Origin of the sequence: Pseudomonas sp. C 49-2 (assembly GCF_003970195.1) — a bacterium.
GTDB classification, from domain to species: Bacteria; Pseudomonadota; Gammaproteobacteria; order Pseudomonadales; family Pseudomonadaceae; genus Aquipseudomonas; species Aquipseudomonas canadensis.
Genome location: NZ_RXYG01000013.1, coordinates 128,744 through 147,288, shown reverse-complemented (window position 1 = coordinate 147,288; position 18,545 = coordinate 128,744). Strand labels below are relative to the sequence as shown.

General features: G+C 60.6%; 18 protein-coding genes and 1 pseudogene. 9 read left to right on the top strand and 10 right to left on the bottom strand.

The genetic code is table 11. The annotated features are described in order from the left end of the window. Window positions 1-113: 113 nt before the first annotated feature. The 5 genes from EJ576_RS23730 (at window position 114) to EJ576_RS23710 (ending at window position 7,181) form a co-directional block, all read left to right on the top strand. Window positions 114-1,088, top strand: a complete 975-nt coding sequence (locus EJ576_RS23730) for a diaminopimelate epimerase (RefSeq protein WP_126571272.1) — start codon at window positions 114-116, stop codon at window positions 1,086-1,088. A gap of 304 nt (window positions 1,089-1,392) precedes the next feature. After that, a complete protein-coding gene (gene tssI / locus EJ576_RS23725; protein ID WP_126571271.1) occupies window positions 1,393-3,411 on the top strand; it encodes a type VI secretion system tip protein TssI/VgrG in 2,019 nt (672 codons plus the stop codon). Beyond that, the gene (locus EJ576_RS23720) at window positions 3,411-4,247 is read left to right on the top strand and encodes a DUF4123 domain-containing protein (RefSeq protein ID WP_126571270.1); all 837 of its coding nucleotides are present in this window, start codon (window positions 3,411-3,413) and stop codon (window positions 4,245-4,247) included. Before tssI ends, EJ576_RS23720 begins: the two co-directional genes overlap by 1 nt. Continuing rightward, window positions 4,240-5,016, top strand: a complete 777-nt coding sequence (locus EJ576_RS23715; RefSeq protein WP_126571269.1) for a hypothetical protein — start codon at window positions 4,240-4,242, stop codon at window positions 5,014-5,016. Before EJ576_RS23720 ends, EJ576_RS23715 begins: the two co-directional genes overlap by 8 nt. Window positions 5,017-5,030: 14 nt before the next feature. Continuing rightward, the gene (locus EJ576_RS23710; RefSeq protein ID WP_126571268.1) at window positions 5,031-7,181 is read left to right on the top strand and encodes a lipase family protein; all 2,151 of its coding nucleotides are present in this window, start codon (window positions 5,031-5,033) and stop codon (window positions 7,179-7,181) included. Window positions 7,182-7,190: 9 nt separating this feature from the next. Here the strand turns inward: EJ576_RS23710 and codA are convergent, their stop codons facing one another. The 9 genes from codA to EJ576_RS23665 form a co-directional block, all read right to left on the bottom strand. Further along, complete coding sequence (codA, locus tag EJ576_RS23705) at window positions 7,191-8,426, bottom strand: cytosine deaminase (RefSeq protein WP_068931749.1); 1,236 nt, start codon at window positions 8,424-8,426, stop codon at window positions 7,191-7,193. A gap of 27 nt (window positions 8,427-8,453) precedes the next feature. Continuing rightward, window positions 8,454-9,659 carry a PucR family transcriptional regulator gene (locus EJ576_RS23700; RefSeq protein ID WP_126571267.1) on the bottom strand — a complete coding sequence of 402 codons (1,206 nt, stop codon included), beginning with the start codon at window positions 9,657-9,659 and terminating at the stop codon, window positions 8,454-8,456. Further along, window positions 9,656-10,924: a cytosine permease gene (codB, locus tag EJ576_RS23695; RefSeq protein ID WP_126571266.1), complete on the bottom strand. Its 1,269-nt coding sequence runs from the start codon at window positions 10,922-10,924 to the stop codon at window positions 9,656-9,658. Before codB ends, EJ576_RS23700 begins: the two co-directional genes overlap by 4 nt. A gap of 191 nt (window positions 10,925-11,115) precedes the next feature. Beyond that, the gene (locus tag EJ576_RS23690; RefSeq protein ID WP_126571265.1) at window positions 11,116-11,739 is read right to left on the bottom strand and encodes an NUDIX hydrolase; all 624 of its coding nucleotides are present in this window, start codon (window positions 11,737-11,739) and stop codon (window positions 11,116-11,118) included. Between the two features lie 3 nt (window positions 11,740-11,742). Continuing rightward, entirely contained in the window at window positions 11,743-12,189 is a 447-nt protein-coding gene (locus EJ576_RS23685; protein ID WP_126571264.1) for a GNAT family N-acetyltransferase, read from the bottom strand. A gap of 26 nt (window positions 12,190-12,215) precedes the next feature. Next, window positions 12,216-12,413 carry a helix-turn-helix transcriptional regulator gene (locus EJ576_RS23680; RefSeq protein ID WP_016980040.1) on the bottom strand — a complete coding sequence of 66 codons (198 nt, stop codon included), beginning with the start codon at window positions 12,411-12,413 and terminating at the stop codon, window positions 12,216-12,218. Then, a complete protein-coding gene (locus tag EJ576_RS23675) occupies window positions 12,410-12,784 on the bottom strand; it encodes a hypothetical protein (protein WP_126571263.1) in 375 nt (124 codons plus the stop codon). The genes EJ576_RS23680 and EJ576_RS23675 overlap by 4 nt, the downstream gene beginning before the upstream one ends. A gap of 128 nt (window positions 12,785-12,912) precedes the next feature. Continuing rightward, window positions 12,913-13,269: a 6-carboxytetrahydropterin synthase QueD gene (gene queD, locus EJ576_RS23670; RefSeq protein WP_003190259.1), complete on the bottom strand. Its 357-nt coding sequence runs from the start codon at window positions 13,267-13,269 to the stop codon at window positions 12,913-12,915. A 663-nt stretch (window positions 13,270-13,932) separates the two neighbouring features. Beyond that, a complete protein-coding gene (locus EJ576_RS23665; RefSeq protein WP_122724173.1) occupies window positions 13,933-15,012 on the bottom strand; it encodes a patatin-like phospholipase family protein in 1,080 nt (359 codons plus the stop codon). 157 nt (window positions 15,013-15,169) lie between these two features. Here EJ576_RS23665 and EJ576_RS23660 point away from each other — a divergent pair, with 157 nt between their 5' ends. The 4 genes from EJ576_RS23660 to EJ576_RS23645 are packed head-to-tail and all read left to right on the top strand — an operon-like array spanning window position 15,170 to window position 17,767. Further along, window positions 15,170-15,472, top strand: a complete 303-nt coding sequence (locus EJ576_RS23660) for a PepSY domain-containing protein (RefSeq protein ID WP_122724176.1) — start codon at window positions 15,170-15,172, stop codon at window positions 15,470-15,472. Continuing rightward, window positions 15,472-15,783, top strand: a complete 312-nt coding sequence (locus EJ576_RS23655) for a PepSY domain-containing protein (RefSeq protein WP_028619569.1) — start codon at window positions 15,472-15,474, stop codon at window positions 15,781-15,783. Before EJ576_RS23660 ends, EJ576_RS23655 begins: the two co-directional genes overlap by 1 nt. Continuing rightward, a complete protein-coding gene (locus EJ576_RS23650) occupies window positions 15,783-16,451 on the top strand; it encodes a response regulator transcription factor (protein ID WP_028619570.1) in 669 nt (222 codons plus the stop codon). Before EJ576_RS23655 ends, EJ576_RS23650 begins: the two co-directional genes overlap by 1 nt. Then, entirely contained in the window at window positions 16,448-17,767 is a 1,320-nt protein-coding gene (locus EJ576_RS23645) for a sensor histidine kinase (RefSeq protein ID WP_122724178.1), read from the top strand. Before EJ576_RS23650 ends, EJ576_RS23645 begins: the two co-directional genes overlap by 4 nt. 25 nt (window positions 17,768-17,792) lie before the next feature. On the opposite strand, the pseudogene EJ576_RS30330 reads toward EJ576_RS23645, so the two are convergent. Beyond that, a pseudogene (locus EJ576_RS30330) lies at window positions 17,793-18,380 on the bottom strand (methyl-accepting chemotaxis protein); the annotation flags it as partial. Window positions 18,381-18,545 lie beyond the last annotated feature (165 nt).

Sequence of the window (18,545 nt, the reverse complement as noted above, 5' to 3'; positions counted from 1 at the left end):
ATGAAAACGTCCATCCAGGGGAACTGAGAGTGTAGTGCTTGCAGGATGGTGTATAGCGTCGAGATCCCACACAATCTGCTCCTCCTTCAGCACATGCCCAGGTGGACGACCTCATGGCACTGTTCTACGACGCCCGCGGCAATATCTACGGCGTGGTCAGCCCGGCCTCATTGAGAGACGCGGGCATTGCTGTACCCGAGAGCGCTGCGCGGGCTGCGCGTACCCGCAACAACTGGACATTGTCGGCTATCGCCGCCGAATGCAGTTGGGGCTCGCTACCACGTCCGGCCGGTGCCAAGGCTCATCGCTGTGATGGCTTGCTGGTCGGGCCGTTCCAGGCCGAGCCGCCGTTTGACCTGCTGATCGTCAACACCGACGGCTCCCTGGCCGAACGCAGTGGCAACGGCTTGACGATTTTCGCCCAGGCACTCACCGACCAGGCCCTGATGAGCGAGGCCTGTGAGTTGCGGGTGCACCACGACAAATCGGACGCGGTATCACCCGTGTCGACACGGGTTGAACCGGCAATCCTTGAACAGGTCGCGGGGTTCTGGCTTGAGTTGGGGAGGCCGGGTTTCGGGCCCGAGGCGGTGGGCGCGCAGAGGGATGTGGATGAAGCTGGACTGAGTCATGTGAGCGACTTGGCGGCGATCGACCCACAGTGGGCAACCAGCCAATTTGTACGGGTGGGTAACCCCCATTGCGTGACGCTGGTCGAGCTGGTGTCGGCGTTGCCGGACAACACACAGATGCAGCAACCCGCCCTGTTCGAACCCTTGAAGGCCATTGCGTTTGCGCCGCCTGCGGGTAGTGGTCGGCCCTGTGCAGCAGGGGTGAACCTGCAATGGGCGGCGCGCTTGCCCGGCAATCGAGTCATCGCGCGGGTGTTCGAGCGGGGAGAGGGGCCCACCGCGTCTTCCGGAACCAGCGCCAGTGCGGTGGCGTGTGCCGCTTGGCGGGCGGGCTGGGTCGAGAGTGGCGAGGTGTCGGTGGTGATGCCAGGTGGCATTGCGCCGGTTCGCTTGCTCACTCAGGGCGAGACGTTGTTGAGCGTCAGTCTGTTCGGCACTGCGCAGCTGCAGGCATGAAGTTTTTTAACGGCTGACGCTGTAAATCAGTGTCGGCCGTTTCTATGTTAGTTAGTTATGCTGGTGTAAGTTTTTGTAGGACATTTCTTGTTATTAAGGGATGGCACACTGGCTCGTTTTATTGTTTTGTAAAAGATACTTCCAACTTCGCCGTACGAAACTTCTTTTTTATTTTTAAACGGTCGATTCCTGTCTGAAATGACTAAGCTTTGGGGCGTTCCAGCACTTTTCTCGGCCACTAATTTCACATTTGGCGCGAGGGAATATCTCAGGGTTTTCCTTCATTAACGGCGGGTAACAACGGATGGTTAACGCGTTTGTTTCTTCACGTTTCAATCTGGTTCTTCCACCCCTCAACATCGATTCGCAAGTCCTGGCATTTAAAGGCAGTGAAACCCTCGATCAACTGTATTTCATCCACATACAGGTGGTCAGCGAAAACCCTTTTCTTGATCTGGAGGCGCTGCTCCACCAACCCGCCTACCTGGATTTCGGCGAAACGAACGGGGGCCTGCACGGGTTGATCTACGCCATTGGCCGTGATGACCCCGGTCGGCGCACCACGCGCTACCACCTGACCCTGGCACCCCGGCTGGCTTACCTTGCACACCGACGTGACCAGAGGATTTTCCAGCAGCGCAGCGTGCCACAGATCATCGCAGAGGTCCTTGAGCAACATGGCATCCTGGCGGACGCCTACGTTTTCGAGCTTGGCCCCGTGGTTTATCCGCCGCGCGAGTTCTGTGTGCAGTACGCAGAGAGTGATCTTCACTTCATCCAGCGGTTGTGTGAGGAGGAGGGAATTCACTACCATTTTCGTCACAGCGTGGACACTCATCTGCTGGTGTTTGGCGATGACCAGACCGTGTTTCGGCGTTTACCCGTGCAACGCTATAGCGCTCCTGGCGGGCCACAAGCAGATGCGCCGGTTATCCAGCGTTTCGACGTACGCCTGGGCATCCGCAGCCAAAAGACGGTGCGTCGTGATTACGACTTCGAACATCCCTCCTTGCATCTGCACGACAGCGCGGGTGTCGCGTCGACACTCCCGCTTGAGGACTATCAGTATCCCGCAGGATTCACCGGTCATACCCGTGGCAAGCAATTGGCATGTCGGAGCCTGGAGCGTCACCAGCGCGACCGGCATCGGGCATTGGGTAAGAGTGATCAGCCAATTCTGCGCAGCGGGCACTTCCTTGAGATACGAGACCACCCCGACCCATCCTGCAACGACCTGTGGTTGATCACGTCAGTGCGTCATGAGGGTTATCAACCCCAGGTGCTGGAGGAAGCAACGCCCACAACCGACCTGTTCCAAGGCTATCGCAATCGTTTTACCGCAACGCCTTGGCAGGCTGTGCATCGGCCGCCCCTCAGGCATCCCAAGCCGACCATCAATGGCAGCCAGACCGCAACCGTGACCGGGCCTGCCGGTGAGGACGTGCATTGCGATGCCCATGGCCGGGTGAAGGTGCGCTTTCACTGGGACCGCCTGGACAACACGGATGATAAAAGCAGTTGTTGGGTGCGCGTGGCGTCCGGGTGGGCCGGTGACGGGTTTGGTGCAACGATGATCCCGCGGGTCGGTATGGAAGTGCTGGTTACCTTCCTGGACGGGGATCCCGACCGCCCTTTGATCAACGGCTGCCTGCCGAATGCGTTGCACCGGCCGGCCTATTCCTTGCCGCAGCACAAGACCCGCAGCGTTTTGCGTAGTCGCACTTCCCGTGGTGGTGACGGCGCCAACGAGGTGTACCTGGAAGACCGTCGTGGCGAGGAGCTTGTCTACCTGCGTGCGCAACGGGACCTGGAGCAACGGGTCGGTCATGACAGCCGGTTGGAGGTCGTGGGGGAGCGGCGAGAAGTCATCCATGGGCTAAGCACGGTTTACTTGGAAAACGAAGAGCATCGTCAGGTCACCGGCGATCGCAAAGTGCTGCTCAAGGCGAGCGACTACCTTGATGTGCAGGGCGATAGCCGGACCCACGTGGCGCAGACCTTGGTCATTGAGGCTGGGCAGCAACTCCACCTTAAATCCGGTGCCAGCCTGGTAATCGATGCCGGGGCGCAACTGAGCCTCAAGGCAGGTGGAGAGCATCTGGTCATCCAGGCTGGAGGCATCTTCAGCAGTCGTCCCATCGCCCTTGGCGGTTTACCGTCTGCGACCCAATTGGCGAGCGCCTTGAGTGTGGCCGGTGCGCCAGAGGTCTCCAAGGTACAAGGCGCGATCATGACCCTGGCCAGGCAATTGGGGGCGGACTACTGCCCGGTGTGCGCGCGCTGCCGTGAAGGCCTGTGTGATTTGCCGGCGAGGGCTGCCTGATGCAGGACATGCCAGGCCACTGGATGGCCCAACAACAGCAGGTCGGGCGGCACCTGTGTTTGATCCTCGACGGGCAGAGCGCCGCGCGCGCGCCGCTGCTGGCTGTGCGCAGCTTGTCGGACTATTGCAGCGTCTATGGTGAGACGGTACTGGCGGAACTCGCGATGGAAGGCCCTGTGATCCTGCGGCTGAAGCAGATGAACGAGCCTGCATTAGGAGACCTCCTGCAACAGTCCGAGAGTAACTGGGGTTGGCTGGGCAGCTTGCCGAGCGATGACCTGGCGGCCGTGACTCGACATTGGCGCGATCGTTTGCTGACGGGACCGGAAGAAGCGCAATCGCTGTACCGCTTTCACGACAACCGCACCCTGGCGCGTGCGCTGGCCCATATGTCTGCAGAGCACTGGCCGGCATTCCTCGGCCCCTTGATCAGCGTCTGTTATTGGCACGAAGACCGCTGGCGCATCGCGGACAACCCGGCCCCTGGCGAGAACTCGCTGCCCGACCCGGTCCCTTGGCTGAACACACCCAACCCAAACGCCGAAGCCATCCTGCACGCCAATATCCTGCGTTACCTGTTGGCCGAACACAGCGAAGACCTGGTTGCATTGGTGGAATTCCAGGACCCGAGAATCTGGCTGAGCCAGGTGTTGGAGCAGGCGCGTGTCTGGCAATGGCGGGGGGCCGAGCGATTGGAGTTTCTGGTGGTGCGACGGTTGGAGGAGGCCATACGGGAGAGTGTCATTCGGTGGCAACCGCTGGCTGGGGAGGCACCGGCGGATCACTTTGAGCGGGTAGTGGAGCAGTGGAGACTGATGGGGAAAAAAGATGAGTAGGCGAAGGCTAGGTGTGTGGGGTGTGGTGGGGATGCTGGGGCTGACGGGGTGTGCGGGCAAGGCGGTTGACCGCTTTACGCTGGAGGTGGATCTGCCGCCGGAGTTTGAGCTTAAAACGGCCGCAAATTATTTTCCCGCTACGGGTGAAATCTGCACTTTGCCGCGACGTCGAGGAAAGAGGCCTGAGCGGAAAGTCTTTTTTACGGACTACAAACCTCTGGCAAGTCGGGTGAGTTATGAGTTGCCGCTGAGCGAAAAAATCGAGGGCTGCCCTTCGGTACTGCGAAGTCTGGAGTTTGAGTTTTATGCGAAGTGGGGAAAGCGTGATACGGACGTAGGTGGAGATCGTGCAGGTATCGCCATTCGAGATCGCGGGGATGATCAATCTGGAATGCCTGAGTCGGGTGTCCAGGAATTGGTTGGGCAATGTCATTGGCGGTTCAGGACGGTGGGGCCGTTTCATGCGATCAGGAAGCTTCTGCAATGTCGCTCGATAAATGAACAGGGACAGTTGCAGAAGTCTGTGGCGGGTGGTGTTGCTCACCGTGATCAATTAGCGGGAAAAACGCTCAGGTTGACGCTGACCGTCACTGATAAGGAAGAACCGGCTGTTGGTGATAACTGGGTAGTCGTTCCGGGCGGTTGGAAGCGTTGTAGAGGTAAAAGCTTTGAAGACCTTTATGCGTTTTGTAACGGCAACACCTCCGACTTTAAACCTATAAAAATGCCGGATGGTCGCGTCTGTGATGTCTATCCGTCGTGTAAATGACAAGGAGCAAGGCCATGAAGCTGGATGCAAGGAAGCAGTCTTTTTTCAGTGATAGCAAGCCGGCCTGTTCATTGCGCGGGCATTGGGTGAGCTTTTGCCTGGTCGATGAGCTGGGCGTCGGAACGGCATACGGTGGCCTGCCTTATACTGTCTACGATAGTGCAGGGCAGCAATACAAAGGCAGGCTCAATGGAGAAGGGTTTGCCAAGCTGCAAGATATATATTGTGGGCCCGTGGTACTTGTTTTTGATGACCTGTATTCCGGTGCAGAGCAGACATACCAATGGCTGATGGTGCGCTCCACCTACAAACTCCCTATCACCGAGCTTCAGGCTCGGGCTGAACAGACGCGGTTTGCCGCCTCTGATGGGCGGCGCCTCGAAAGTAATCCTGCTCAGCAAAAGGCCAACCGGTTCTATCAGGTCGAAGTGCGCGATTTAGTCCGTCATGTCGCCCACTTGCCACCGATTGCGCAGCGGAGTCATCAACCCCAGCGGCACGCATTAAAAATGATGGGCGACTTGGGGTTTGGACCGCCCCAATCAAACTTGGCAGGAGTCGTGTTGTTTCCCAACAACCACACTGCTTTGGAGGTCCGGCCACTGCGAGCCTTCCGTCCGATGCTTTCAATCGAAGACGGTTTCTGCGCCTTGAACCTTTATCAACTGGCATTGATGGCCACCTTGAGTTATTGCAACTTCGGCCAAGAACCACCTAAAAAACCCCAGGACCAAGTTCGCTTCCCCCTTGATCCCAGCGTCGGTCATCTATTCGCCGAACAGCTCTCGGGTTACCACGAGGGTTGGCGATTTGATGCAGAGCAAGTGCAGCGTTTCTACCCCATTTACGAAGAGGTCCCTTACTCCCAGCGATTTGAGATCCTTCCCTTCGATCCTGAACTGTATCCACAAAACCAACCCGAGCTGGGGGAGAAACAGGAGCATCCGGCGAATCTGCATTTTTTCGATGATGACAAATTTGGTACGGATACCCAGGCGTTTATCACCCATCACGATGAGGTAATCCTGATCGCAGTGCGTGGAACCGCCAGCGCCGCAGATGGGATGCGTGATGCAAACGCCCATCAAGTAGCTTTTGTGGAAGGTGTCGGCAAGGCACATGAAGGTTTCTACCAAGCGTACCGTGCAATGCGCAATTTCGTGCTGCGCTACCTCGACCAATTCTACACAGGCCAACGAATTATCATCTGCGGCCACAGCCTGGGCGGCGCAATCGCGTTGCTCCTGGCGGAAGGGTTACGCCGAGCGCCCGAGGGCAACTACAACATCCTCCTCTACACCTACGGCGCCCCCCGCGCCGCCGACGCCGAGTTCACCGAGGGCGCCTCAACCCTGGTCCACCACCGCATCGTCAATCACAACGACCCGGTCCCCAGCGTGCCGGCCCCGTGGATGAACACCACCGCCAAACTCTGGATCCCTGGCGCCATCACACTGTTCAGCGCCCCTGCGCCGGGCGGCCTGTTGTTCGCCGCCGGTATGGTGCGTATGGGTGGAAACCCTTACCAACACCACGGCGAACAACACCATTTCATGCCGATCATGTTGCCGGACGGCACGCAGTCATCGGTGTTGTGGAAGCCTGGGTGTGAGTCCATCCAGGAGGCCGGTTGCAACCGAGCCTTGCAACTCCATGGCGACATGCCCGAGCGGGATAACTTGCTGAAACAGCTGTTCCAGGCCAACCAGCACTTCATGACCGCTAGCTACATTCCGGCGGCCTGGGCGACGCTGCGTCGTTGGCAACAAACCCAGGAAAACAACGGCCCGCTGATCACGCCAAGAGAGTTCGAGTTACTCGACCTGGCGCTTGAGACCATGCGCCAGCAACTGCGCAACAAGCGCCGGGAACTGGCGCGTCTAAGGCCTGTCAACGACCGAAGCTATGAACACAGCGAAGCTCTGAATACCGAAATAGACCGCTTGCACATCAGTCGAGAGCGCCTTGCGACCCTGCGCTGGCGACGCCTGGATGCCCGTGATGTCTATGGCAGTCAAGCCCATAGCGCCCACTTGCAACCCAGCCTCAAGCGCTGGTTCAGCCACCGTGAAAACCATGAACTGTCGCAGGTCGCCCGCATTCCTCCTGCGCTTCATCACGAATGGGGGAGGGCGCAAACACTGGATATCGATTCGATCGTCTGAGCCAGGCGTTTACGCAAACTCCACCTGCGCCGGCTGGCGCTTCATCAACACCTTGCCGTTGCGAATCGAGTACAGCGGCAAGCCTTGGCTGCGGATGACCTCGTAGTCGCTGTCCGCCGAAAGGATCAACACGTTGGCTGGCCGTCCGGGCTCCAGGCCGTAGCGGTCACCGAGGGCCATCGCTTTGGCGCTGTTGTCAGTGACCAGGTCCAGGGCGGTTTGCAGGTTGCGGTAGCCGAGCATATGGCAAATGTGCAAACCCGCTTCCAGTACCCGCAGGATGTTGCCGTTGCCCAGGGGATACCAGGGATCGACGATGGAATCCTGGCCGAAACACACGTTCATGCCGGCCTCCAGCAGCTCATTGACCCGGGTGACGCCGCGACGTTTCGGGAAGCTGTCGAAGCGGCCTTGCAGGTGGATACTCTCGGTTGGGCAAGAGACGAAGCTGATTCCCGAGTGCCCCAGCAGGCGGAAGAGCTTGGCGCAGTAAGCGTTGTCGTAGGAGCCCATGGCCGTGGTGTGGCTGGCAGTGACGCGGGTGCCCATGTCACGGCTGCGGGCTTCTTCGGCCAGCACTTCGAGAAAGCGTGAGTGTGGGTCGTCGGTTTCGTCGCAGTGTACGTCCACCAGGCAGCCGGTACGTTCAGCCAGGTCCATGAGGAACTTCACCGAACTCACGCCCTGGTCGCGGGTGTATTCAAAGTGCGGGATACCGCCGATCACGTCGGCGCCCAGGCGGATGGCTTCTTCCATCAACTCGCGGCCATTGCGATAGGACTCGATGCCTTCCTGGGGGAAAGCGACGATCTGCAGGTCGATCAGGTGCGCGCTTTCCTGGCGCACTTCCAACATGGCCTTTAGCGCCGTGAGGTCCGGGTCGGTGACGTCGACGTGGGTACGCACATGTTGGATGCCGTGGGCAGCGAGGGCCTGGATTGTCTTTTTGGCGCGGGTCTTGGTGTCTTCCTGGGTGATGGTAGCTTTGCGCTCACCCCAGCACTCGATGCCTTCGAACAGGGTGCCGCTCATGTTCCAGCGCGGTTCGCCGGCCGTCAGGGTGGCGTCGAGGTGGATATGCGGTTCGACAAAGGGGGGAATCACCAGGTTGCCGGCGGCGTCCAGGTCGTCGGCTGCGGCTATCGGTGATCCCGATTGCCGCGTGATACTGGCGATCCGGCCATGTTCCAGGTGCAGATCATGCAGGCCTTCACGGTTGCGCAGGCGGGCGTTGATGATGTGCATGGGCAAGTTCCTCTTGGCTAAAAACAATCAGGCAGACAGCCGCCAGATCATCAGCGCAATGCCGATGTCCAGGCGATCATAAGCATTATCCAGCGTCAGGCCGCACAGGGCTTCGATGCGCTGGACGCGGTGCGTCAGGGTGTTGCGATGCACGGCTAGCCGCTGAGCGGCGGCCACAAGGTTACCATTCTCGTGAAACCAGGCTTCCAAGGTGGGCATCAGGCTGGGGCCATGGTGCAGGTCATGGCGCAGTAGCGGGCCCAGGCGCTCATTGAGGAACTGGTCGAGCAGGGCGCGATCGCGCACGCCGCTGAGCAACTTGAGTACGCCCAGTTCGTCGTACACGCACAACCCGGCGCGCTCGCTGAAGCGTCGCGCAGCGGCCAGCGCCTGGCGGGCTTCATCCTGCGCCTGGGCCAGGTGTGCCGGTGGATGAGCGGCGGCGCTCAGGCCGATAAACAGTTTGAGCGGTGCCAGGCGCAGGTTCAGCGGCTTGAGCCAGTTGGCCAATTGGTGGCGGTTAGCCAATGCTGCGACAGCATCCGGAGCAGGGAGCAGCATCGTCCATTGCCCGGCACGGCCCAATACCGGTAAACCGGCCGAGAGTTGACGCAATCGACGGCTGATACCGTCATGTTGGCGGGCCAAATGCACCTCCACACAGGCCGCATCACCGTGGGCAAACAGCAACTCACTGCCCTCCAGTTGCAATTGAACCACCTGCCAATTCCCGGCCAATGGCATGCCCAGTTGCGAGGCTCGATGCAGCAACACCTCCAGGGATTGGTAATCGCCAGTCAGCAAACGCTCCAGCACATCATGCTTCGAACGCCCCAACTGCTCGGACTGGATCAGTGCTGAACCAATAGCCTGGGTCACCAACACCATTTTCAGTGAGTAAGGCTGTTCGATCAGCGGCATGCCCGCGGCTTCGGCGGCGTCGAGCAAACGCGGGGGAATCGCCTGGATATACGCGGGCCCCGTCAGGACCACCAGTCCGGCCACCTGACGTTCGCAGGCTTCCTCTAGCAGTTGCAGCAGGTTGGCCTCGTCGCGTGGGTGATTGATCCCGGTCACGAACACCAGTTCGCCCCCCAATACCCACTCGGCGATCCCGCTGTTTTCCGCCACATACGGCCAACGCACGCCGTTATCCAGGCCAGCCGCGCCGGCACGCAGGCACATGGACTCCAGGCCCGGCAAGGCCAGCACATCGGCGAGGGTCAGGCTCATGCCTGGACGTCAACCAAAGGCGCACGCACGCGTAATACGGCGGTAAGCACGATGTAGGTCAACGACGCGGCGACGATACCCACCAACGGTGCGACCCAAGGCGAGTTGAACGCCAGCACGGTACCCACCCCATAGGCCACAAGCCCCGGCCAGTTGAATGCCGGTAGACGCGCATCTGCCAGGCGCGGGTACTGGCCGCGATAGCGATAGAAGAAGTCCGCCATGATCACCCCGCCAATCGGCGGGATCACCGTGCCCAGCAGAATCAAGTACGGCACCAGCATGTCGTACATGCCGAGCAACGCCAGCAGCGTGCCGATCACCGCGCCGGCCAGGGTCACGGTCTTGCGACGCTGGGTGCGCAGCAGGTTGCAGCCGGCCACCGCGAAGTTGTAAATGGTGTTGTCCTGGGTGCTCCAGATGTTGAGCAGCAACATGGCCATTGCTGCCATGGCAAAACCTTGCAGCAGCAACACTTCGACCACATCCGGTTGTTGATAGACGATGGCACCGTAGGCGCCGATCAGCACCATCAAGCCGTTACCGATAAAGAAACCGATCAGGCTGGCCAGCACCGCCACCCTGGCCGAGCGCGAAAAACGTGTCCAGTTGGTGGCCTGGGTCGCACCGCTGACAAAGGTGCCGAACACCAGGGTGATCGCCGTGGACAAGTCCAGTTCACCGGTCGGCACCACCGCCAGCAGCCCATCCAGCCCGCCGACTTTGGCCGTGGCCACCCACATCGACAGAAACAACAGGATGCCCATCGCCGGTACTGCGATGTAGGACAGAATCTCCAGCCCGCGATAGCCAACGTACGCCGTGGCGCAGAACACCAGGCCGAACAGCACCATCAACGCCAGCACGCTGCCCTGGTTCAGTTCGAAATACTTGCCCAGCACCACGGCGGCCGTGGCGGTGCCCCAGGCGTACCAGCCGATCTGGGTGAAACCGAGGATCAAGTCACTGAGCTTGCTGCCCACTTCGCCAAAGCAGAAGCGCCCCATCAACACCGAATTCAGCCCGCTCTTGAAGGCGATGTAACCCAGACCTGCGGCGTAGATACCCAGCAGCAGGTTACCCAGGGCCACGACGCCGAGCATCTCGGTAAAGCTGAACGCCACCCCCAGCTTGCCGCCAGCAAACATGGTCGCGGTAAAAAAGGTAAAGCCCAGCAGCACCATGGCGGTAGACGCCAGGCCTTTGCGCGCATGCATCGGGACTTCGCTGAGGGGGTAATCGTTGCCCGGTTCTTGCTGCGTCATGTGCCTTGCTCCCTGAATGAGTGACGCAGGCCTATTGCACCGCGCGTGCCAAACCGGCAGCAGTGACGAGCGCACGACGGGTGCTGTGCACCGTGCACAGTATTTATAGCTAAACAGGGCGACAACGCAGGCAGAAATGTTCGCCGTGCCCAATTGGGCACGAAAGCGGTGCAGCAGTGATACAAATTGGATCAGTCGAACAGCGTCTGGGTGGTCTCGCCACGGTGGAAGGCGAATGCGGCCTCCAGATCACTTTCAATAGTTCGCCCCCGTGACAGCGGTGGCAGCTCGTCCAGACGGAAAAAGCCCACTTCGGTGGTCTCGAACCCCGCCATCGGTGCCGACTGATCCACCGGTTCACACAGGAAGTACAGTTTGTAGAAGTCGCGCACATCCGGTCGATACAAACCCTTGGCCTTGTGCGTCACGCTGTACAGGGCCCGCGCCGTTACCGTCAGCCCGGCTTCCTCGCGAATCTCCTTGACGATGTTTTCCGCCGCCGACAAGCCGATGTCCGCATAGCCCCCCGGTAACGCCCAGCAGCCGTCGGTCAATTCACGAACCAGCAGAATTCGCTCGCCTTGGATGACCGCCCCGCGCACGTCGGTCATCGGCGTCGAGTAGCGTTTGGCAAAATCCGTGACCAACCCGGTGATGCGCTCCAAGGGCACATTGCCCAATTGCGCGAGCATGTTGTGAGCAATCTCGGCGATTTCTTCCAGGCGCTCGCGCTCGAAATCATCGGTGCAAAAGTGCAGCCCGGTGGACGCCAACGCCTGCAAACGTTTGGCCTGGGCCAGCCAAGTGTTTTCCATGGTTTACTCCCGGAGTTGCTTGGTCATGTACACACGCCGCAGGCCATGTTCTTCGGCCCGGTGGGTCTCGACATAGCCCCGACGGGTGTACAGCGTGATGTTCTCGTTCATGGCTTCGTTGGTGTATAGACGGATGGTCGCGCGCCCGACAGTGAGCGCCTGGCATTCGGCAAAATCCATCAGCAATCGCCCGTAGCCCAACCCCTGGGCGTCCGGGGCGACGGCCAGGTTATCCAGCAAAAGCGTATCGCCATCATCCAGCAGGATAATAAAGCCCTGAACGCTCCCGGCATTTTCCAGCACATGTACGCCTCCGTTCTGCACCAACTGGCGGTAATCCTCCAGCATCGGCCCGGGCTCGCGGCCGATCCGCTCGATATAAGGCGAGTAGGCCGCCTGGACAATGGCCTCGATGGCAGCAACATCAGCAGCAGTGGCGGGACGCATCATGGCAGCGGGCTCCTCTGGACAGTCGATCAGTCTGCCGGCGCTTCGAAGATGCCTTCGATAGGCCGCTCGAACACCTTGGCGATCTTGAACGCCAAGGGCAAGCTCGGATCGTAGCGGCCGGTTTCGATGGCGTTGACGGTTTGGCGCGACACCCCCAGGCGCTCGGCGAGGTCAGCCTGGGACCAACCCAGTTCCGAGCGCAACTGGCGCATCAGGTTGTTCATTGATAGCGCCTTGTGCCGATGATCGTGGCGACGCACCAGACGCCGCCCATGATCGGCCACACCATAAAGGCCGACAGCCGTGGGAAGCCAGCGGTTTCCAGGAAGCCGTAGCTGAAGGTCGTCAACGCCGTGCACACAAAAGCCACCGCCAGCGCCTCCAATTGGATCTTGCGGCCCATTTCATCCATGGCGTTCAACCGACGGATGATCGCAATCGCCATCGCGATCATCGGAATGACCGGCAGCAACGCCAGGGCAATTTTGCCCGCGCCTTCGGGCATGGACGACATATAGGCGCTGGAAACCACGACGCACACCAGATACGCCAGCAGGGCCACCGTGAATTCCACCAGGAAGCGCTTGACCGACATAATCATCTCCATGAGTAAAGGGTGCTTTACATTAGGCACAGGCTATTGCTGTGTCAAGGGTGCTTTACATGGAGGCGTGTCAGGCACAAAAAAACCACCGCGCAGGGTGGTTTCTTCACATCGCAGGTTTACTCGCCGCGATAGATGCAACCGCTGGTGCAGGTCTCGTGGATACGAATTGCACTGAGCTCAGGCAGCAGGGGTTTCAATTCATTCCAGATCCACTTGGCCAGCACTTCGCTGGTGGGGTTTTCCAGGCCTGGGATGTCATTGAGGTAGTTGTGGTCGAGGCGTTCATAGAGCGGCTTGAAAATCGCCTTGATCTCCGAGAAGTCGCGAATCCAGCCGGTATGGGGATCCAGGTCGCCGCTCAGGTGGATCGCCACCTTGAACGAATGCCCATGCAGGCGCCCGCATTTGTGGCCTTCCGGTACGTGGGGCAGGCGGTGGGCGGATTCGAATGTAAATTCCTTGAAGATTTCCACAGTGTTTTCAGCTCGGTCGATGTCTGGCAGGCGGCGAGTTTAACAGTTTGATTCGTTGCTGCGCATACCGTCCCTCTGTAGGGGGCGGCTTGCGGGCGAAATGTTGATGGCAGGTGGCGAGGGGGCTTGCTGCCGCTGGCGGTCTGACAGCCGACCACAATCTAACTATCACCCCGCGATCCAACTGTAGGAGCTGGCTTGCCAGCGATGGCAGCCTGACAGCCGACCACTCTCTAACTGTTGCCCAGCAATCCAAATGTGGGAGCTGGCTTGCCAGCGATGGCGGCCTGACAGCCAACCTGGATGTTGGATCAGACCGGGTACATATCCGTTATTTGGGTAACGGCTGCTAATGGTTCCGCCCTTACGGCGGCTCACTTTTGAACAGCCGGAATGCCGGCCCAGTCAAAAGTAAGCAAAACGCTCTTGCCCCAACACTCGGCACCTCGCCCAGGCTCGGTGTACCCGTAATCCGACAGGGATTTGGGGGGCCGCCGCCACGCGCCATCCATGGCGCGGGGCGGCTAAACCGGCATCCCTGCCGGTTTACCCCCAAATCCCTGTCAGATTCCGGCCAGCGTGTTTTACGGGGCGCCTGAGATCAAAAGCAAGTCAAGATCAAGAGCGGCTCGCTTCGCATCGTGGTTAGCGGTAAGCCAGCGCCTAGAGGGCCAGTAGTCTCTCGCCCAATTGGCCGTTATCCGCCAGTTGCAGAAACTCATCGCCCAGCCGCTGGCTCTCGCTCATCGCAGTCTGCCAGTACTTGTTGCGGCTTGGGTCATCGCCCATGAAACGCTTGAAGTCGCTGCGATCCGGCAGTTTGCCGTGGGGCAGGCGGGCGAGGTAATCCTTGGACGGCGCCAGCAGTAACACATCCTGCAAACCCTGCGGGTTGCTGCGTCGCCACGGCAGGCCCTTGTCGAACCAGCCGGGGATGACCCGATCGGTGAAGTGCGGGTACAGCACGATATCGTCGCCGTGGTAGGGCAGATCAAGGTGATAGTCCAGCAGGCCGCCGTCGCGGTAGGTGCCGGCGCCTGCACCCGGCAGGTCGCGCACGCCTTGCATCACCATAGGGATCGAGCCCGAGGCCAGCAGGGCCTGGCGCAGGTTGCCCAATTCCAGGGCCAGGAAGCGCGACGGGAAGTCCTTCAGTGGATGTACCGGTGGCGCCTGGCGGGGGTCGTGGATGATCAGCCGTTCAAAGTGTCGAGACAGTCGCGCGCGGCCGCGCAGGTTATCGGCGATCACCGACGACAGGCCCAGCCCCAGGCGCCCACGGTGGTCATCGGCGAGCAGACCATGGCTCTTGACCACCATGATGTTGAGGCGATAGTTCGGGTTGTCCAGCACCCGCGCATCGCGGCCGGCCAGCAAGTCGTCGAGCATGCGCTGGCAGCTCTGGCTGACCTCGGCCATGGACACGCCTTTGGCAAAGCTTTGCTCATTGTACAGGCGACCGAGGTCCAGCAGGCCTTGCACCGGGTCGGGCAGGCACGCGCTGGCAAACCGCCAGGAGCCGATGGACGCACCGACCAACGCCCGCTCCCGTGGCGCGCGGGGTAACCAGTCGCCGAACAGCGCCAGGTCCAATCCCTGGATACCCAATGCCTTGGGGCCGCCGGCTGCGCCGGGTAGGATGCCGACGTCGGCCGGCGTGAGGCCTTGCTCGCGAATGCGGGCAAAGGCGCGTTTGCCGGCCTTGAGCGTCAGCGCGGGAAACTTGATGTGGATGGCTGTCATACCGGTCTCTGTTCGAGCGAGCGGGGCATTATAGAAAATCTCGCGGAATGTGTGAAAAGGCCTTGCAGGGAATTGCCATGGTGGCAATTCAGTTTCAGTTAAGTTGCAGCGCGTACGGTGACCGGCGTAGGAAAACATCCTGTAACGGAGACTTATCATGAAGCGCCTCACCGCGCTGTTTGCTGCCGGTATCATCGCCCTCACGGCGACCCAGGCCCAAGCCGTGGACCCCGACAAGCCACTGAAAGTGCCGGCCGCTGTTACTATTGTCGCCTTCGATCAACTGGAAGCCACGGCCCTGGCCTTGCACCCCGGTTCGACACTGCTGGACACCGACCTGGACGAGGCCTACGGCAAGTACGTCTACGAGGTCGAATTGGAAGATGCCCAGGGCATCGAATGGGACGTTGAATTGGACGCGCTCACCGGGCGGGTTCTCAAGAATCATCAGGATACGTAATGAAGGTAAATCTATGCGCCAGCAGTCGTGTCGCGCTGGTGCTCATGGCATTCTGCTCCAGCCTGGCGGCCCGCGACCTCAATCAGGATGAGGCCTTGGCGCTGCGTCAGCAGGGGGTGATCCTGCCGCTGGAGCAACTGTTGCAGCAGGCCATGGCGCGCTACCCCGGCTCACGCCTGCTGGAGGCTGAGCTGGAAAAGAAACACGGCCAATATGCCTATGAAGTGGAGCTGGTGACCACCGAAGGCGTAGTGCGCGAGATCAAGCTGGACGCCAGCACCGGTGTGCTGATCAAAGACGAGGAAGACTGATGCGCCTGCTGTTGGTAGAAGACAACGTGCCTCTGGTCGATGAACTGCTGGCCGGCCTGCAGCGCCAGGGTTATGCCGTCGACTGGCTGGCGGACGGGCGTGACGCGGTGTACCAGGGCCGAAGCGAGCCCTACGACCTGATCATTCTTGACCTCGGCCTGCCGGGCCTGCCCGGCCTTGAGGTGCTGGCGCAATGGCGCGCTGCTGCGCTGACCACGCCGGTCCTGGTGCTTACCGCCCGCGACTCCTGGGCTGAGCGCATCGAAGGGCTCAAGGCGGGCGCCGATGATTACCTGAGCAAACCCTTTCACCCCGAGGAACTGCACCTGCGCATTCAGGCGCTGTTGCGCCGTTCCCATGGCCAAGCCAACCAACCCACCTTGCAAGCGGCTGGCCTGCACTTGGACGAAGGCCGTCAGTGCGTGCTGCGCGATGGCGCGGAAATCCAACTGACCGCCGCCGAGTTTCGCCTGTTGCGCTACTTCATGCTGCATCCCGAACAGATCCTGTCCAAAAGCCACTTGGCCGAACATTTGTACGACGGTGAGACCGAGCGCGACTCCAATGTGCTGGAAGTCCACGTCAACCACCTGCGCCGCAAATTGGGCCGCAGCGTGATCGAAACCCGGCGCGGCCAGGGTTACCGGTTTGGCGCCAGCCCTGCATGAAGTCCATCCAGCGACGCCTGAGCCTGGGGCTGATCAGTGTGATGGTGATCGTCGGCGTGGTGCTGGCACAAACCAGCTTGTGGTTGTTTGAAGCCGGTTTGCAGCGTTACCTGGAAGCCGGTTTGCGCAACGACGCCGAAAACCTGTTGGTGGCGCTGGTGCGTGGACCGAACGGCGTTCAGCTGGATGAACAACGCCTGTCGCCAGCCTACCAGCGTCCGTTTTCCGGGCATTACTTCCGCATCGACTTTGCCGATACCCACTGGCGCTCGCGCTCGCTGTGGGATCAGGAACTGCCGCGCCTGCCCGAAGCCGGAATCAAGGGCAATCTGCAATTGGGGCCGGAAGGCCAGCAACTGCTGGTGCTGCGTTCGGACTACAAACGCTTTGGCCAACCGATTTCCATCAGCGTGGCCCAGGACTACACCCCGGTGCGGGAAAGCTTTCGTCTCATGCGTCAGATCGGCCTGGTGCTCGGGCTGGCGGCTCTGCTGCTGGTGCTGATCCTGCAACGGGTCACCGTGCGCCGGGCCTTGCGTCCGCTGGAAACCGCGCGCAACCAGATCGCTCAACTGCAACAGGGCCAGCGTTCACAGCTCGACACCCAGGTGCCGCTTGAACTGGAGCCGCTGGTGGCGCAGATCAACCACCTGCTGGCGCACACCGAAGACAGCCTCAAGCGTTCACGCAATGCCTTGGGCAACCTCGGCCATGCCCTCAAGACTCCGCTGGCGGTACTGTTGAGCGCCGCATCGAGCGAGGCGCTGAAGGATCGTCCCGAACTGAGCAAGCTGTTGCGCGATCAGTTGGAGCAGGTGCAACAACGCCTCAACCGTGAGCTCAACCGTGCGCGCCTGGCTGGGGAAACCCTGCCGGGCGCGCTGTTTGATTGCGAAAAAGAACTGCCCGGCCTGCTCGCCACGCTCAACATGATCCACGGCGAACATCTGGACCTGAGCTACCACGCTGCGTCAGGCCTGCAACTGCCTTGGGACCGTGAAGACCTGTTGGAGCTGCTCGGCAATCTCTTGGATAACGCCTGCAAATGGGCGGATGCCGAGGTGCGCTTGACCGTCACCGAGGCTGAGCACAGCTACCGGTTGGCGGTGGAGGATGATGGTCCTGGCATTCCTGAAACCCAACGCGACCAGGTGTTCAGCCGAGGCACGCGCCTGGATGAACAGATCGATGGCCATGGCCTGGGGTTGGGGATCGTGCGGGACATCGTCGAGGTGTGGGGCGGGGTGTTGCAGTTGCAGGAAAGCGAGTTGGGCGGGCTGAAAGTGCTGATCGAATTGCCGAAGCGTCAGGGATAAGCCTGTCGCTCCGACAAGGGTCTGATCACACCCTGAACTGATCCATCAACCCCTGCTGCTGATTCGCCAGGCTGTTCAGCGCCTGGCTCACCCGTGCCGATTCATTCGCCTGTTCCGAGAGCGACTCAGTCACATCGCGAATCGTCGCCACATTGCTGTTGATCTCCTCGGCCACGGCGCTTTGTTCTTCGGCGGCGCTGGCGATCTGCAGGTTCATGTCGCTGATCACCGTCACGGCGTCGCCAATCTGGCGCAAGGCCGTCACGGCTTGCCCAACCTGCTCGACACTGCCCTGGGCCTGGCGATAGCTGTTGCCCATGGCGCCGACCACCTCTTCGGTGCCGCTTTGCAGGTGCTCGATGACCACGCGGGTTTCTTCCACCGATTCCTGGGTGCGTTGCGCCAGGTTGCGCACTTCGTCGGCCACCACCGCAAAGCCACGGCCGGCCTCACCGGCGCGAGCGGCTTCGATGGCGGCGTTAAGGGCTAGCAAGTTGGTCTGCTCGGCAATGCCGCGAATCACTTCGAGTACCGAACCGATTTTTTCGCTGTTGGCGGCCAGGCCTTCGACCTGGGTCATGGCCGTGCTCATGTCCGCCGCCAACTCCCCGATATTACGCGTGGTGTGGTCGATCACCTTCAAGCCATCACGGGTGGCCTGGTCGGCGTCGCGGGCGGCTTGTGCCGCCTGGGCAGCGCTGCGCGCCACGTCCTGGGCCGTGGCACTCATCTCATGGGACGCGGTGGCCACCTGGTCGACCTGGCGGTATTGCTGTTC

Bases quoted from the DNA above. Each gene is read 5' to 3' on its own strand.
- EJ576_RS23650 (WP_028619570.1), top strand. From the start codon at position 15,783: ATGCGCCTGCTGTTGGTAGAAGACAACGTGCCTCTGGTCGATGAACTG.
- EJ576_RS23675 (WP_126571263.1), bottom strand. From the start codon at position 12,784: ATGTCGGTCAAGCGCTTCCTGGTGGAATTCACGGTGGCCCTGCTGGCG.
- tssI (WP_126571271.1), top strand. From the start codon at position 1,393: ATGGTTAACGCGTTTGTTTCTTCACGTTTCAATCTGGTTCTTCCACCC.
- codB (WP_126571266.1), bottom strand. From the start codon at position 10,924: ATGACGCAGCAAGAACCGGGCAACGATTACCCCCTCAGCGAAGTCCCG.
- EJ576_RS23715 (WP_126571269.1), top strand. From the start codon at position 4,240: ATGAGTAGGCGAAGGCTAGGTGTGTGGGGTGTGGTGGGGATGCTGGGG.
- EJ576_RS23720 (WP_126571270.1), top strand. From the start codon at position 3,411: ATGCAGGACATGCCAGGCCACTGGATGGCCCAACAACAGCAGGTCGGG.
- EJ576_RS23645 (WP_122724178.1), top strand. From the start codon at position 16,448: ATGAAGTCCATCCAGCGACGCCTGAGCCTGGGGCTGATCAGTGTGATG.
- EJ576_RS23660 (WP_122724176.1), top strand. From the start codon at position 15,170: ATGAAGCGCCTCACCGCGCTGTTTGCTGCCGGTATCATCGCCCTCACG.
- EJ576_RS23730 (WP_126571272.1), top strand. From the start codon at position 114: ATGGCACTGTTCTACGACGCCCGCGGCAATATCTACGGCGTGGTCAGC.
- EJ576_RS23700 (WP_126571267.1), bottom strand. From the start codon at position 9,659: ATGAGCCTGACCCTCGCCGATGTGCTGGCCTTGCCGGGCCTGGAGTCC.
- EJ576_RS23665 (WP_122724173.1), bottom strand. From the start codon at position 15,012: ATGACAGCCATCCACATCAAGTTTCCCGCGCTGACGCTCAAGGCCGGC.
- codA (WP_068931749.1), bottom strand. From the start codon at position 8,426: ATGCACATCATCAACGCCCGCCTGCGCAACCGTGAAGGCCTGCATGAT.
- EJ576_RS23690 (WP_126571265.1), bottom strand. From the start codon at position 11,739: ATGGAAAACACTTGGCTGGCCCAGGCCAAACGTTTGCAGGCGTTGGCG.
- EJ576_RS23655 (WP_028619569.1), top strand. From the start codon at position 15,472: ATGAAGGTAAATCTATGCGCCAGCAGTCGTGTCGCGCTGGTGCTCATG.
- EJ576_RS23685 (WP_126571264.1), bottom strand. From the start codon at position 12,189: ATGATGCGTCCCGCCACTGCTGCTGATGTTGCTGCCATCGAGGCCATT.
- EJ576_RS23710 (WP_126571268.1), top strand. From the start codon at position 5,031: ATGAAGCTGGATGCAAGGAAGCAGTCTTTTTTCAGTGATAGCAAGCCG.
- EJ576_RS23680 (WP_016980040.1), bottom strand. From the start codon at position 12,413: ATGAACAACCTGATGCGCCAGTTGCGCTCGGAACTGGGTTGGTCCCAG.